The organism is Edaphobacter sp. 12200R-103 (assembly GCF_010093025.1).
In the GTDB taxonomy this organism is placed as follows: Bacteria; Acidobacteriota; Terriglobia; order Terriglobales; family Acidobacteriaceae; genus Edaphobacter.
In genome coordinates, this window is sequence record NZ_CP048114.1 from 3,687,822 (window position 1) to 3,703,677 (window position 15,856).

Here is a 15,856-nt window from a genome sequence, read left to right on the forward strand (position 1 = left end):
TGTTCTCAAGGCTTCGCAGGCAGAGTGTGAGGATGCGATTGTGAAACTTCAACGATGCGGAATTTGCTTCCGCGGCCTTGTCCAAGCCAATCTGTTATAAACAAGACAATCAGAATCAAGCATTTCGCGGTGACCCGATGAGCAATACGCTGAGCTTCTCACGAGGGACATATCGCGTTGGTGACGCGGCGCTTTTCGCCTGTTCGTCATCGTCGCGTTCAGATCTGCTCGACCATTTGCGCGTGGTGAGAAGCAATGGCCGGAATGGGTATGAGTCTCCCACGGATGTTCTCCATCCTTCTCCAGAGGGAACTTATCGGCTGGCCATCGTCAGTAAAAGTGCTGAAGATTTTGCGGCGAAGCTGGATCTGGCAATCTCACGGTTGGCCAGTGAAGAGTCTCGCCTGAACCTGGGACAAGAGATCCTGTATGGTCTGACGACGGACTACGATCATCTGCGGAAGACAGCTTTTGTCTTTCCCGGCCTCGGTGTGCCGACCCAAACGATGTTCCAGGATCTGCATAGCAGGTTTCCTGCGGTGCGTGGATGGTTTGATCCCATTCAGGCCTCCGAGTTGGCTTACTTCCGGCAGAGAATTCCTATTCTTCCGGAAGACGAAGTGATTAATGAGCAGGACACTCCCGGCGACGAAGAGATGCGTCAGTTCGATTCGATGCAGGAGATGTTGCTGGCCAACGTTGCCGTATTCAAGTTATTGCAGAGCGTAGGCTTTTCCGCCGACGCGATGGTGGGACACAGTCACGGCGAGCAGGCCCTTTTACTGGCTTCGGGAATGGTGAAGCATTCGGCGGAGATGTTTTATCTGCTTCGCCGAATTGCACGGGCAACGATTGTCAGTTCGGCAGGGCCACCGTTGGCGACGCTGGCTGTGGCGACGACTGCCCGCTTTACGGCGGACGACCTGATGCGTGCCTGTGGGACTTCGGTCGTCGTGGCGCTGGATAACTGCCCTGGGCAACGTGTGGTCTGCGGGCCATCTGACGCGATCGCATCGGTTGCCGATGCCGTGAGAGCAAGAGGAGGACTCTGTTTTCCGATGCCGGGGCTCAGTCAGCCGGTTCATACGCCGGACTTTCCGGTAAGCGAACGGCGGCTGCGCAAGATTTATGGAGAGATTGGCATTGAGGCCGCCGATGTTACTGCTTACAGCTGCACATCGGCGGCGCCGTTTCCTTCTCACGCTGCGGAGATCCGTGAACTGCTGGTGCAGCAGTGGCTTAGGCCTGTGCGTTTTCGTGAGACCGTAGAGCGTCTCTATGACGATGGTGTTAGAACCTTTGTCGAATTGGGTCCAGGTGGCAAGGTCACCGGATTTATTCGAGATATTCTGCGGAACACAGACGCTATCGCGCTTGCGGTGCACCAGGAGGGGCGTTCGACGATTCATCAGCTGAAGCTGACACTGGCGAAGCTCTTTGTGCGCGGGCATGACCTGGACCTTTCCAGCGTGCTTGGAGGGGAACGGGAAGCGAACAGCGAGATCGTGATCGAGACAGAGGATGTAAGGCCGCAGCCCCCAATGGGGATTCTGGAGATTGTGCTGCGGCATGTGGCGCGCTTGCTCGATGGGGAAGAAGGCGATCAGGGGGAGATGCTCGATCCCAGGCGCGGCTTCTTCGAGATGGGGCTGACCTCTCTGGGAGCGGTCGAACTGGCCGCAAGACTGAGTGAAGAGTGCGGTGTTGCGCTGGCGGATACTGCCGCATTTGAGTTTCCCTCGCCTGAGAGCCTTGCCGGGTTCATTGAACGTCAATTGCGCCCGGTGTCGGAGCCATCTTCCGCTGAACCGGCACGATCGAGTCCATCGTGGGATGCGCATGACGATATCGCCATCATTGGCATGGGCCTGCGTTTGCCTGGAGGCGCCAACTCGCCAAAGCTATTCTGGGAGCTTCTGCGGGAGGGGCGTGATGCCATTGCGGAGGTTCCGCGGGGACGGTGGGAAGGGAACGAAGATTGGGACGACGCCGTGCGTTCCGGTGGATTTCTTCAGGAGGTGGATGGATTTGATGCGGCTTTTTTCGGCATATCTCCGCGGGAAGCGGAGACGCTGGACCCTCAGCAACGTCTGTTGCTGGAGGTTTCATGGGAGGCGCTTGAGAATGCGGGCATCAATCCACAAAGGTTAAGACAGTCGCAGACCGGTGTCTTCTGTGGCATCAGCAGCAACGATTATGCGATGCGCTTTTCCAGCGCGGAAAGACTTGCGATCAATGGGTATATCGGGACGGGAAATGCCGCGAGCGTTGCGGTAGGCAGGATCTCCTATCTGCTGGGTCTAAATGGACCCTCCCTTGCAGTTGATACGGCATGCTCCTCCTCGCTGGTGGCGGTGCATCTTGCGTGCCAGAGCCTTCGTTTGCACGAAAGCGATATGGCCCTTGCGGGGGGAGTGAACTTGCTGTTGTCTCCCGAGACAAGCCTGTTTCTTCACTATGGACAGGCTCTGTCGGGGACCGGGCGTTGCAGGACCTTCGACGCTTCGGCGGATGGCTACGTTCGCGCGGAAGGTTGCGGTGTTGTGGTGTTGAAGCGGCTACAGAATGCTATTGCTGATGGAGATCGAATCTGCGCGGTGATTCGCGGCTCGGCGATAAATCACGATGGACAAAGCAGCGGCCTGACGGTGCCTAGTGGAAAGGCACAGGAGGCGGTGCTTCGAACTGCGTTGCAGGCAGCCTGCATCGACCCGCTGGACGTCGATTACGTGGAGGCACACGGCACCGGCACGCCGCTGGGTGACCCCATCGAGGTACGTGCGCTCAGCTCTGTATACTGCGCGCAGCGATCGACAGACAAGCCGCTCCGCTTAGGTTCGGTGAAGACCAATGTTGGTCATCTGGAGGCCGCTGCCGGGATTACTGCTTTGATTAAGGTGGTGCTTCAGCTCCAGGAGCGGGCGTATGCACCAAGCCTGCATTTTTCACAACCGAACCCGCGCATTCCCTGGCAGGAGAGTCCGCTTGAGGTGTGTGCGCAATTCGCCCGATGGGAGACGCCACGCCGAATTGCCGGGGTTAGTTCGTTCGGCATGAGCGGAACGAACGCGCATGTTCTGTTGCAGTCGGCTCCGAATGCGGTGGAGCCGGTGGAAGCTATTCCTGCAGAGCGAAGCCAGCTTCTCATGCTCTCTGCGCAGAGCGAGTCTGCGCTCAGACAACTGGAGACGACCTACGGCAACTCGCAGGGGTTGAGCGAGAAATCGAGCCTGGCGGCACTTTGCTACACCGCCAATGTGGGACGAGCGCAGTTCCGCTATCGCAGGGCGGTGGTGGGAAGAGATATGGAGGCGATCCAGAGCGCATTGCGCAATGTTTCGTCGCATCAATATCGCAAGAAGCGCCCAAAGATTGCGTTTCTCTTCTCGGGCCAGGGATCGCAGACCTTCGAGATGGGGCGTCAGCTCTATGTTGCGAATCGGCAATTTCGCCATGTGCTGCAGGAATGTGACGAGATTCTGAGGAAGGAGCGCGATATCCCGCTCCTGAAGATACTGATCGAGTCCTCGGAAGAGGTCTTGCAAACAGGAGTGCTGCAGCCGGCATTGTTTGCGATTGAATATGCACTTGCACAGACATGGAAGAGTTGGGGCATCCATCCAGATTTTGTTGTGGGCCACAGTGTTGGCGAGTATGCCGCGGCATGTCATGCCGGTGTGATGTCGTTGCGTTCCGCTTTGCTGCTTGTATCGGCGCGGGCAGCCTGCATGGAATCGATTCGCGACCGTGGAGCGATGCTGGCAGTAAGAGCTTCGGAAGAGCAGGTGAGGCGTTTGATCGATGTTGACGATCAAGCACTCTCGCTTGCCGCGGTTAACGGCCCCCAAAGCGTGGTGCTGTCAGGAAGCGAGAGAGCGATTCATCGTGCAGGAGAGGTTCTGCACTCGGATGGAATGGCTTGTATACCGCTTAAGGTCTCGCACGCATTCCATTCCTCCCAGATGGATGCCGCAGTGGTGGAGTTTCAGAAGATGGCGGCTGACGCGATCTATAACGCTCCCCGGATTCCATGGGTTTCGACAGTGAGCGGTCGTCTGGCCGGAGAGGAGGTGCTGAACACAGGATACTGGGCGAAACAGATTCGCCAGACGGTGCGGTTCGCGGATGCCATAAAGACGCTTGCAGAAAATGGTGTCGAAGCTTTTCTTGAGATTGGCCCGCGTCCGGTCCTTATAGGCCTGGGGCGCGAGGCGATTGGACAGCCACAACATCTCTGGCTTGCAAGCCTGCATCCTCCCCGAGAGGAGAACGAACAGATGCTGTCGAGCCTCGGACGCCTCTATGAATCGGGGTTCGATGTCGACCTCGAAGGCTTCTATGGGGCAGAGCGGTATGCGGCTGTTGAACTTCCGACCTATCCGTTTGAGCGTACGCGGTACTGGATGACTGCTCCTTCTGGATCTTCTCGCAGTGCTCCAAGGGAGGAAACAAAACTGTCGGGCTCCCTTTTGGGCGAGCCTATGGACTTGCCTGGAGGGCGGGACCTGCGGTTTGAAGCCGAGGTCGCTACCGGAGAATTGCGGGAAGACTATAAGTCTTTCGGAAAGACTGCGTTGCCGGTCTCCGCAGGACTGGCTGTTGCGGTAGCGGCGGTAAGCAGGGCGCAGGGGAATGGAACAGTGCTGCTGGAAGAGTTCCTGCCCAAATCTGTTTTTAAGCTGGATGGGCTTGAACATCTCTCCATTCAAACGATTGTGACTCCTGAAGATAAAACCTCGTATCGAGTGGAGATCCATAGTCGTAGCGCGATCCATTGGGAGCAAATGGCATCCTGCTGCCTTCGAGACGTGGTTTCCCCGTCCGATCTCTGTAAAACGTTCCCTGGCGATGCAGGGCTGCCAGATATTGACGTGGCGCAGTTTTATGATTCGTCCGCCAAACTGGGTTTTGCCTATGGCAGCCGCCTGCGGGTGCTTGAGAAGCTGTCAGCAGGGAGCGGCAAGGCAGTGGGTGTAGTCGCTCGACGAGGAGATTTGCAGGACCCAACGCAATGGCCGCTCTTTGAGGGATGCTTCCAGGTGCTGGGAGCGGCTCTCTACTTGCGTGGAGATGTAGATGTGAGCGACTACTATTCGCCTGCGCGGATTGGGAGGATTCGACTCGAGCACGAACTTCCGGATCGATTTTTTGCAGTTGCTTGCTGCACAGAACTCCCCGAGGGGATTGCAGGAAACCTGTCTCTCTTCGAGTTTGACTCAAAGAAGTGGTTTGGCGAGATCGCGGAGGTTTTCTATACGGCCCTGGATATTCCGGGAAGCTTTCAGGGAGGCGAGGTAGAAGATGTTTCCGTTCCCGATTGGAAGAGTTGCGAAGAAAGCGAACAGCCACGCCTGATTCGGGAACATCTGCAAGATATCCTTTGCAGGATATTGCGCCGCCCTGATGTGTTTGCTCTTGAGATCGAGGAACCCTTTCAGCGTTTCGGAATGGATTCCTTGATGGCCACAGAGTTTTCCAACACCTTACAAAGAGAGTTCGGGATTCGATTGCCGGTAGTTCACTTTATCGGGGAGAGTTCGCTCAGGACACTCTCTGACGAGGTGATATCGCAGCTGCGTGAAATCGCGACGGCAGAGGAGACGGTGGAGTGGGTGGAGGGTGTGTTATGAGTGCTCTCGACCTATTGCGGGAGTTTGTGCTGTTGGGGTGGAGCTTCCATCGCGATGGCGAACAGCTAAGGTATCGTGCTCCGCGACGTGCTCTTGGTGAGAACGATTTAGCTCGGCTCAAGACGCATAAAGCCGAGATTCTGGAGTTGCTGCGTTCTACGCCGGAGTGTGTCGAACTGGCCCCGCTGTCTTACAATCAGCGTGCTCTGTGGTTTCTTTGGGTGCTGGCTCCGGAGAGCACCGCCTATAACCAGTCGTACAGCATGCATACGTCGAAGCGGACATCGGGTGCCGTGTGGCGCGAGGTGTGCACGCGGTTGGTAGCCAGGCATCCCATGCTGCGGACCAGATTTTCTCTTCTCCGTGAGGGTCCCGTCCAGCAGGTGCATCGAATAGAAGATATTGCATGGCAGACGACGGATTTGAGCCGGAGTGCCTCGGCCGATCAGGAGCGTCTCATCGCAGCAGCCCACCGAGTATCGTTCGACCTTGAGAACGATTTTCCGGTGCGATTCCACGTCTTCTATTTACCGGAAGGCCGCCTGCAGTTGTTGATCACGATGCACCACATTGTTTGCGACGGATGGTCGATGGAGATCATACGCCGCGAACTGGAGGCGATGTATGACGCGTGTGTTGCTGGACGCGAAGTTCAGCTGCCAACGCTTGAAACGAGCTATCGGGATTATGTCTGGTGGCAACGTGATCTTCTTGATGGCCCCCGAGGTGAGGCTTTGTGGCAGTACTGGAAGGAGTGGCTTGCAGGGCCGCTGCCAGTGATGCAACTTCCGACGGACAGGCCTCGTCCTGCCGTACAGACTTACGAAGGGGACGCCATTGACTTTCAGATTCCACAGGAGCTTGCGGAAGGCTTGCGCAAGCTTTCGCGTGAGGCAGGAGCGACACTTTATTCCACGCTGCTGACGGCTTATCTTGTGCTGTTGTTTCGATGGACGAGACAGCGCGATCTCTTGATTGGCACGCCGACAGCCGGCCGCACTCGAATGGAGGATACGAACGTCATAGGCTACTTCGTCGATCCGATCGTTATCCGCGCCCGTTTGGAGGAGGGGGAGACGCTCGGAAGCCTGCTGAAGCAGGTTCGGCTGACAGTATTGGAGGCGCTTAGCCATCGCGATTTTCCCTTTGCTCTGTTGGTAGAACGCCTTCGCATCGAACGGGACCCCAGCCGATCGCCAATATTCGATACAACATTCAATTTTTTGAGCCGCAGAGAAGCAGAGGAAGATCATCCGAAGGAGGCGCCGAAGCTTCGTCAAGCCGATGGCAAGTTCGATCTGGCACTTACTGTGCTAGAGAATGGCGATCAGCTGCATGCTTCGCTGGGCTATAACTCTGCTCTTTTCGATGCTTCCACGGTCGATCGGCTTTCACAGTGCTGGCTTGCGGTGCTGAAGGGGATGGTGACGAATCCAGATACAGCCTGCGACCGGGTGGCCCTGCGGAGTTCAGATGAGCCGAGATTGATCCCGGCGCTGATGGGGCGTCCGTGGCGGGAAGTGAAGCTCGCTCATGAATTGTTTGAGCAGCAGGCCAGGGCTACTCCGGACAGCCCTGCAATCAAAGCGAACGGTGCGACGCTCAGCTACAGGGATGTGAATGGAAGGGCCAATTGTCTGGCTCGGCGGCTTGTGGCGCTTGGTGTGAAGCGAGATTCGCAGGTTGCGGTCTGCACGGGACGTTCCCCCGAGTTTCTCGTAGCTATCCTGGCGGTATGGAAGGCTGGTGGTTCTTATATTCCAATCGATCCAACGTATCCCCGCGAGCTGAGAGACTATTTTCTGCATCAGGCGCGTGCGTGCGTTCTGCTGATGCAGGAAGACCTGGCGTCCAGCTGGCAGGGAAGCGATTTGCCGCAGTTATTGATTGAGAAAGAACTGAAGGCTGTGGAGGAGAATCTTCATCTTCCCGCAGATCCCAACCAGCTGGCTTATGTTATCTATACGTCTGGATCTACGGGGAAGCCCAAAGGGGTAGCGGTCGAACACCGTTCGCTCTCGAACTATATCGATGGGATGATCGAAGATCTGGAGATTGAGCCGCATTCGCAGTTTGCGTTTCTCTCGACAATCGGTGCCGATCTTGGAAATACAGCTATCTTTCTTTCCGTTGGGACAGGCGGATGCCTGCACATGCTGCCCGAGCATTTGTTGATTGATAGCTCCGGATTCAGAGCGTATATGACGGATCATTCGATCGACTATCTGAAGATTGTTCCTTCGCATTTTGCCGCTCTTACGGCTCAGGGCGATGTATCGGCAGCCATGCCCAATCGAGGCCTGATACTTGGCGGCGAGGGTGCAAGTCCACGATGGGTGAGGGAGTTGCAGGAACACCGTCCTGGCTGCCGCATCTTCAATCATTATGGTCCGACCGAAACTACGATTGGTGTGTTGAGCTACCGTTTCAGCGGCGAGGAGGGGAATCCTGGAACGCGGTTTCTTCCGCTCAGGAAAGCGGTACCGGGTTGCAACATTTATCTGCTGGATGAGAATGGCGAAAGTGTATCCCAGGGCTTTGTAGGAGAGGTCGCCATCGGAGGACGGTGTGTCGCACGTGGATATATTCATGCCCCTGCGCTGACGGAGGAACGCTTTGTTTCTTACCCGGAAGCGGGCGTTTTGTACCGCACGGGAGACATGGCTCGACAGCTTGGCACCGGGGATCTTGAGTTGCTTGGGCGCCAGGATCAACAGGTCAGCCTGCGGGGCTTCCGGGTAGAGTTGGGTCATGTTGAGACGGTGCTGCGGAGGGAGGGTAACCTGCAGCAATGTGTTGTTCTCCCCATATCTCATCGAGGAGAGATCACTCACCTGGCGGCATACGCCGTTTGTGGTCGCAGAGCTGAAGACATTTGGCCAACGCCATCCTCGTTGCGGGAGATAGCGAAACGAATGCTCCCTCCGTATATGGTGCCCGAGCGATATATCATTCTCGATCGCATGCCGGTAACCGCGAACGGAAAGATCGATAGGGCCCGTTTGTTGGAGGCTCCTGGAATAGAAGAGGCGGCGAAGGGCTACGCATCCGCGCGCGATCATGTGGAGTTTCGTCTCGTTGAGATGATGACTGCGGTCCTGGGAGCGAGCAACATCGGCGTGCGCGATGACTTCTTCCAACTTGGTGGCCATTCGTTGCTGTGTGTGCAACTGGCCGGCATGATCTTCGATGAATTTCAGGTGCGGCTCCCGCTTCCTGCCTTCTTTCGTTACCGAACCGTGGAGCAACTTGCTTCCTGTGTACGTGCAGGGGCAACCGCGGCGCGCTCGTGTCTGGTGCCTATTCGACAATCCGGCACGGAGGAGCCCCTCTTTCTATTTCCCGGAGCCGGTGGAAGTACCGTGTATTTCTATCCCCTGGTGCAGAGTCTTGAAGCAGAACGGCCCGTATGGGGAATACAGTACCTAGCGCCAAAGGAAGACGGACAACTGCCGAAGAGCGTTGAAGAGATGGCCGCGTATGCGGTAGATGCGATAAGGCGAGAGATCGGAACGCAAGGCCCCTTCCATCTGGCCGGGCATTCGCTGGGAGGGCTGGTGGCCTTTGAAGCCGCTCGTCAATTGCAGGCGCTTGGTTGCGAGACGGTGTTTCTCGGCGTGATGGACAATGCCGCTCCGGCAAGTACGCCGGTCGACTGCGATCACTGGGATGAATCCCGCTGGCTGAGGCACATCGGGATTCGACTGGAGAAGTTGTATGACGCGACGCTTGGAGTCTCGGACGAACTGACGGTCGATACGCTTCTGGAGCGAATGTTATCCGCAGGTCTGCTGCCGCCCGGAACAAACAATTCCTACCTGCGAGGCTTCATTGACGTTTATTGTGCCAATGCCATCGCGGCCGCACGTTATTGTCCTACAGGCTCGCCACTCCCGGTTAGGATCACCCTCTTCCGAGCATCGGAAGAGGACGGTGAGGTAGGCGTGCAAGGTGCTCCGTCGGTGGAGAATTCACTTGGGTGGCGGAAGTATACCGATTGCGGTGTTGAAGTCCTGTCCGTGCCAGGGACTCACATCACCATGTTGACCGAACCGAATGTTCGTGAACTGGCACACTCTCTCCAAGGGTGTCTCGCCAAGACCTTGCAAGTTCCAGTTGCAAGCGGAAATATGAGGGATCTCGACTGATGGACTTATTGCAGATTGCTTGCGCTCCTTTTCTGACCGGAGCTCTTACCGTTGCTGCTACCGCAGGCGTTGCCGATTTATTACACGATGGTCCCCTTTCCACAGAGGACCTTGCGTCAGAGACAAATCTGCAGGCGCAGGTACTGCAACGTGTTTTGCAACTGCTCACGGCCGTGAATATCTTCGAGCGTTTGGATGACGACCAATGGGGCAACAACGAAGCGTCCGAGCGGTTACGCACCGGGCATCCTGCGTCGGTCCGCTATTTCTGCATGCTTGCAGGGCATGAGTATGCCCGTTCGTTCACGGAGATTATGCATACGGCACGTACGGGTGAGTCGGCATTTCGCCACATTTATGGTGGTTCAATTTATAGCTACATGGATGCGAATCGTGCTGCCGGCGACATTTATGACAGGGCAATGGAAGACCTGGCGCGTCCGGTGGGAGCCCTGCTATCGAAACAGTACGATTTCAGTGGTGTGTCCACGCTTGTCGATGTGGGTGGCGGAAATGGGACCTTGCTCAAGGGGATTTTGCGCTCGGTTCCCGATGTGCAGGGCGTTTGTTTCGATCGGAAAGATGTCTGCGACCGGGCCCGCAGCAGGATGGCGGAGGTCGTTGAAAGCGATCTGGCCGAGCGCCTCAGTTTTGCCGAAGGCGACTTTTTTGCAGGTGTTCCTGCGGGAGCGGATGTTTATCTTCTGAAAAATGTACTTCACAACTGGGCGGACGATAGCAGCGTAAAGATTCTTTCGTCCATCCGTTCCTCAATGAGGCCGGAAAGCCGCCTGCTGGTGCTTGAGCCCTTGATGCAGGAGGGCTCGGCGGATGTCGCGAGACGGATTGATGATTTGTTTCAGATGGTCGTCTGCGAACAGGGCACGACAGCACGTACGCATCAGCAAATGGAAACTTTGCTGAAGAGTGCCGGACTGCAATCTATCCGGGCGCTGAATCTGCCCACAGGCCACACCGCGATGGTGAGTTGTGTTGGATAGGGTATGTTAGGCTTTGAGTACGATCAAGACGTTCCGTCAGACTGATCGATGACCTGACAAATACTGGACGATGACAGAGCAATACCAGACAGTCGAGGTTTCTGTTCGTTTTTCGTGCCCTGGGCGTGTCCGCTGGCGTGTTCCTGCGTGCCTTAATCGTCCTGACATCGCAGCGCGGATGGAGTCGCTTCTTCGTACGAGAGAGGGTGTCCATTCCGTCTCTGCAAATCCTGTTACAGGAAGCTTGCTCTTAATCTACGAAGCGCATTTCGGCGTTGCGCCGTTCCAGCGCTTTTTGGAACAGATTCCTCTGGCATCGCTGGAATCCGATGCTTCTTCGAGTTCTACCGGGATTGCTGTATCGAAGCCGCGGTACAAGGCATCTGCGCAGCAGATCGTCGAGCTCACGAAGGGGTATTCGAAGTCTGCGGCGTCACTTTTGCTGATATCGATCGTCGATCGCATGTTCGAGGCGGCACCTTCGGCGATGATTGGAGCCGCGGGCGATATTGTGACTCGCCGGTCGGGCTCTCTGTTTGGAAAGCTGGGATTCAAGACTGTTCGTTCACAGCTATTTGCGCTCGGCGGAGTGAGTGCCGTGATCTGGGCACTTGATTCCGTCATGAGCTATTGGCATACGCGCGCTTCCGGCAAGTTAGCTCGAGAGATTCAGAACGACCTGCGTAACAAAGCTTACCGGCAGTTGCAGACGCTGGATATTTCGCAGCTTGAGGGACGGCCGGTAAGCGAATGGATTAGCCTGGTGCGCAGCGATACGGGCCGTATCGCCCACTTTATCGAAGAGGGCGTGGATCCCTTCGTTACGATGTTCACCAATGGATTGACGGTTGCGACGACTTTCCTGCTTCGTTCTCCAGCCCTGGCGGCGATTCAGATGGCAGGTTTGCCAATCCTCTACCTGGTATCTACAAAGCTGCTTGCACCTATCCGCGAACGGCAAGAGATTGCTCGCGACCGGGAAGATGATCTGAATGCGGCTGTACTGAATAACGTGAACGGGATTTCAACGATCACTAACTTCGGGCGACAGGACGCCGAAGCGGATCGCATTGCCTGTCTGGGCAAGAATTACATAGAAAGCGCAGACCATACGGCAAGCATCGCAGCGGCGTATGTGCCTTCGATTCAGATGGTCGTAGCTGGAGGTTTTGTATCCACATTGGTGTGGGGTGGCAACCTGGTGAATGCCGGTCGCCTCTCCAATACGTTTTACAACGTGATGGGCTTTGCCTGTCTACGATTGTTTAACGCGCTGGCTCGTCTCGGAATCAGTATTGAACATTTCCAGCGCACTCGCGTGTCTTTCGACCGCCTGATTCATTTGCTGGAAATGCGGCCCCTGATCTGCAGCGGAGATGTTCCGCTACAGGTTGCTTCTGTTTCTGGCGACATTGTGTTTCAGAATGTCACTTTTCGCTATGTCCCCGAACGGGCCGCGCTTAACAAGGTCAACCTCCATATTGCTGCGGGGAAGACGACTGCTATCGTCGGCCCGACAGGGGCAGGAAAGACGACTTTGCAGAAGTTACTGCTGCGTTTCTACGAACATGAATCAGGGACCATCCTGGTTGATGGCGAGGACATTCGCCAACTGAATACATTCGATCTTCGCAACGCAATTGCCACGGTGCCGCAACAGACATTTCTATTCGACGGCACGGTACGCGAAAATATCGCTTATTCGCGTCCCGAGGCATCGCTGGAAGAGGTGGTGAGCGCAGCGCGGGCAGCGCAATGCGATGATTTTATTCGCGGCCTCAGTGAAGGTTACGAGACGCAGGTCGGGGAAAACGGCAACAAGCTGTCGGGAGGGCAGAAGCAACGTCTGGCGATTGCCCGCGCCGTGCTTGCGCGCCGGCCGATTATGTTCTTCGACGAGGCTACTTCGGCGATCGACTATGAGACTGAGGCTGCAATGCAGAAGTCGATGAGTTCCGTAGTCGCCAATCGAACCACCCTGGTCATCGCTCATCGTCTGTCCACAATACGAGATGCAGACATGATCTATGTGATGCAGGACGGTGTGGTCAGCGAGCAGGGAACGCATGATGCGTTGCTCGAAGCCAACGGACTTTATGCGGGGATGTGGCGCATCCAGACGGGCGAAGCAAACCGCCGCTTGGCCGCAGATAAGGTTGACTGATTCCTGGGGCAGTTTATGGCGCCGTCAACTCCGGCTTCAAAGAAGCCATCGTAAGCCTTCTTCGTGCGAGATAGGCTTCGATGACTTTTACTGCGGTGGCTACTCCGTCTTCGGTACTTACCTGGGCGCCTACATCGTGAGCACGGCTGCGAATCGTATCGCTTCCGGTGACGAGTTCGATAGCAGATGCCAATTCGATAGCGGTCATTGTCTTGGCTTGAATGGGATTTGAGCCAAGGCCTAATGCCGCAATGCGGTGTCCCCAGAAGGTCTGGTCGTAACCAAAGGGTGTGACAATCTGTGGCACTCCGGCGCGCAGGCATGCCCCGATTGTGCCGGACCCTCCGTGGTGAACTGCAGCAGAGACTCGCGGCAAGAGCCAGTCGTAAGGGACGCCCGGAGTGGAAAATACCGACTTTCCCAGGTTGACGTTCTTCAGGGCTCCCCACCCGGTTACCAGGATGCCGCGGCGTCCGGCCAATGCGAGTGCCTCTGCAACAAGTTTTGTGAGCCGCTGTGGCTCGCGACCAACATGACTTCCAAAGCCGACAAGGACAGGGGCCTCTCCTGCGTCGAGAAACTCCTGTAGATCGGTGGATGCGGTGAACGTTGTTGACGGTGGCAGGTGCCAGAAGCCTGTGATCGACTGACCCTCATCCCAGTCTTGCGGTTTTGGCACCAGGACCTGGCTGAATCCGAAGAGATGAGGAAGCCTCCGTGTCGCCTGGTAACTCTCGACGAAGGACTGGCGAGGAAGTCCAAGGGTCTGTTCCCGCCATTCCTGTACGGAGTCGTCGCTGATGCGCATGAGCGGCAGTGCGCGACGCCAGGTGCGCAGGTTTGCATCGCTCGCCATGTCTGGTTTGGCGCCGCTGAAGAATGGATAGGGGAAGTCTCCCGTGGGAAACGCGGGAACAGGAATCATGCCCGCAACAAAACAGGGAACGCGTAAGAGTTCTGCGAGTGTTGCTCCGATATTAAGGTAGGGAAGGCAGACGATAGCTTCGGCATCGCGGCATGGCTCTACAATCTCACGCAGATGTTTGCGAAAGCCGATGGCCACGAAGGCCTTCCAGAATCGGCGGAAGTGGAAGGGGGAGCGATCCAGGCTTTCACGAAATGCGACTCCTGCCGGGCCGGCATGGAAGCGCTCAGAGTCACCGCTAAGCTGGTAAAACTCCAGGCCGGCCTTCCGCAGAACATCGGCAAATATCGCTTCGGTGGCAAAACGAACCGTGTGACCTGCCAGATGCAGTCCTGAGGCGAGCGCAATCAGGGGCTGGACGTCGCCTCGTGTTCCAACTGCGATGACGGTAATTTTCATAAAGTTTCTCTAGTAGGCAAGATGAAAAACGCGTCCATCCCAATGATGGCAGACCATCACCGGGAACATACCTCAGCTGTCTCAAATGAGTGACAGTGGGAGACATTTGGAGCATGCCCCATGTTACTGCAGCGGTTCTCGATTACGTCGCACGACCTCTGTCGACAGGTTGATTTGTCGTGAAATACTCGACTAGCCAGAGCCGGATTGATTTTCTTGACCGGTCTTCTTTGCAGCTGTCATACTCAAGCTGGTATGACGAAAAGGCTCATCGGCTTTGTCGCAGGCGCGGGATTTGGAGCAGCTTTAATCCTCAATAGCCGTGGGGTCAAACGTGGGCTAGCCAAAGCGGTGGTGAAGGGCAGTAAAGCGGCTACAATTGCTTCGCGTCACGTTATGCGAGTTTCTTCCGAGATGCTGGAAGACTTCCAGGATGCGCTTGCAGAAGCCCGTCTCGAGGAAGAAACCTGTCAATCGATAGATCCTGCGGAGATTCTGGCATCCCTGCGGGATTTTCGTCAGGAATTAGATTCTGTGCAATCGACATCCAACCCTATCGTTCAATAATCGTTCTCATGTGAATGTGATCGATCCTTTCTCTAAAATCGTGTTCGGCATCTATCCTGGCGGCCCCGCAGGATCGAACAGTGGCTTGGCTGCGGGAAAGCCTGACGACCCCGCCAAGATCAATGAGGCTCTCGATCATCTACAGGGGAATGATCGCCGCCAGTTGCTGGTACGGGCTTATATGCCTTTTGTGGCGCATGATCGCAAGCTAGGAGTAAAGGCTACGCCTTCTTCTGCGAAACAATATTCTGACTACGATGTCAGCCGGCAAAAGATCAGTCAGCGAAAATTGGACCTTGTGCTGACCTTTGGGGACATGCAGGGAGACATCGAAGCATGGTCTCAGTTTGTCCGTAAAGCAATTCGTCTGAATGCGGACCAGTTGGGTAAGGTGCAGGTTACTGAAGAGCCCAATCTGGTATATCCGCCCGGAGATGGACGCTTTCCGCAGATAGCGGAAGCTGTCGTGGAAGGCGTGATTGCCGCTCGAGAACAGGTACAGCAGTTAGGGCTCGATGTACTGGTTGGCTTTAATGCCGTGCAGGCATATGAGAGCGTCGATCCTTTCTGGGAGCGGCTGGACGCATGTGCTTCAGACAGATTCAGGCAGTCTCTTGACTATGTTGGGGTCGATCTTTTTCCGGATGTCTTCAAACCGTTGGGCGATGTCACGATGGAAGAAGCAGTGCTGTATGGACTGTCCAGCTTTCGACATCAGCTTGAGGCGATCAAGCTTGCTGCGTCTATTCCGATCCACGTAACCGAACATGGATGGCCTACGAGCCTCGAGCGTTCCTATGATCACCAGGCCAGAGTCCTGGATGAAACGGTGAGAACCATTGCGAAGTACCAGAGGGAGTTCCTCGTTTCGCACTATGAGTTCTTCTCTCTTCGAGACGCCGACTCCTACAATCCAGGAATCTTCTTCCAGTTTGGGCTGCTGCGCGACGATTACAGCCCGAAGCCAGCCTTCGAGGTCTTTCGTCAGCTTATTGCGGAGTTCGGCGCGTGAGAAGCATTGG

At 56.0% G+C, this 15,856-nt stretch carries 7 protein-coding genes; 6 read left to right on the forward strand and 1 reads right to left on the reverse strand.

The window, feature by feature from the left end:
• Positions 1-137: 137 nt before the first annotated feature.
• From GWR55_RS15405 to GWR55_RS15420, 4 genes are all read left to right on the forward strand, one after another.
• On the forward strand, positions 138-5,630 hold the full coding sequence (locus GWR55_RS15405; RefSeq protein WP_162403055.1) for a type I polyketide synthase: 5,493 nt from the start codon (positions 138-140) through the stop codon (positions 5,628-5,630).
• Positions 5,627-9,778, forward strand: coding sequence for a non-ribosomal peptide synthetase (locus tag GWR55_RS15410; RefSeq protein ID WP_162403056.1), 4,152 nt, complete (start codon positions 5,627-5,629; stop codon positions 9,776-9,778). The genes GWR55_RS15405 and GWR55_RS15410 overlap by 4 nt, the downstream gene beginning before the upstream one ends.
• Positions 9,778-10,779 (forward strand): methyltransferase, encoded by a 1,002-nt coding sequence (locus GWR55_RS15415; protein WP_162403057.1) that lies wholly within the window; start codon positions 9,778-9,780, stop codon positions 10,777-10,779. The genes GWR55_RS15410 and GWR55_RS15415 overlap by 1 nt, the downstream gene beginning before the upstream one ends.
• Before the next feature lie 244 nt (positions 10,780-11,023).
• On the forward strand, positions 11,024-12,943 hold the full coding sequence (locus GWR55_RS15420) for an ABC transporter ATP-binding protein (RefSeq protein ID WP_162403058.1): 1,920 nt from the start codon (positions 11,024-11,026) through the stop codon (positions 12,941-12,943).
• Positions 12,944-12,956: 13 nt separating this feature from the next.
• Here the strand turns inward: GWR55_RS15420 and GWR55_RS15425 are convergent, their stop codons facing one another.
• Complete coding sequence (locus GWR55_RS15425) at positions 12,957-14,267, reverse strand: glycosyltransferase (protein ID WP_162403059.1); 1,311 nt, start codon at positions 14,265-14,267, stop codon at positions 12,957-12,959.
• A gap of 255 nt (positions 14,268-14,522) precedes the next feature.
• On the opposite strand from GWR55_RS15425, the gene GWR55_RS15430 reads away from it, so the two are divergent.
• A complete protein-coding gene (locus GWR55_RS15430; protein ID WP_162403060.1) occupies positions 14,523-14,834 on the forward strand; it encodes a hypothetical protein in 312 nt (103 codons plus the stop codon).
• A gap of 16 nt (positions 14,835-14,850) precedes the next feature.
• A complete protein-coding gene (locus GWR55_RS15435; protein WP_162403061.1) occupies positions 14,851-15,846 on the forward strand; it encodes an endo-1,4-beta-xylanase in 996 nt (331 codons plus the stop codon).
• Positions 15,847-15,856: the final 10 nt, after the last annotated feature.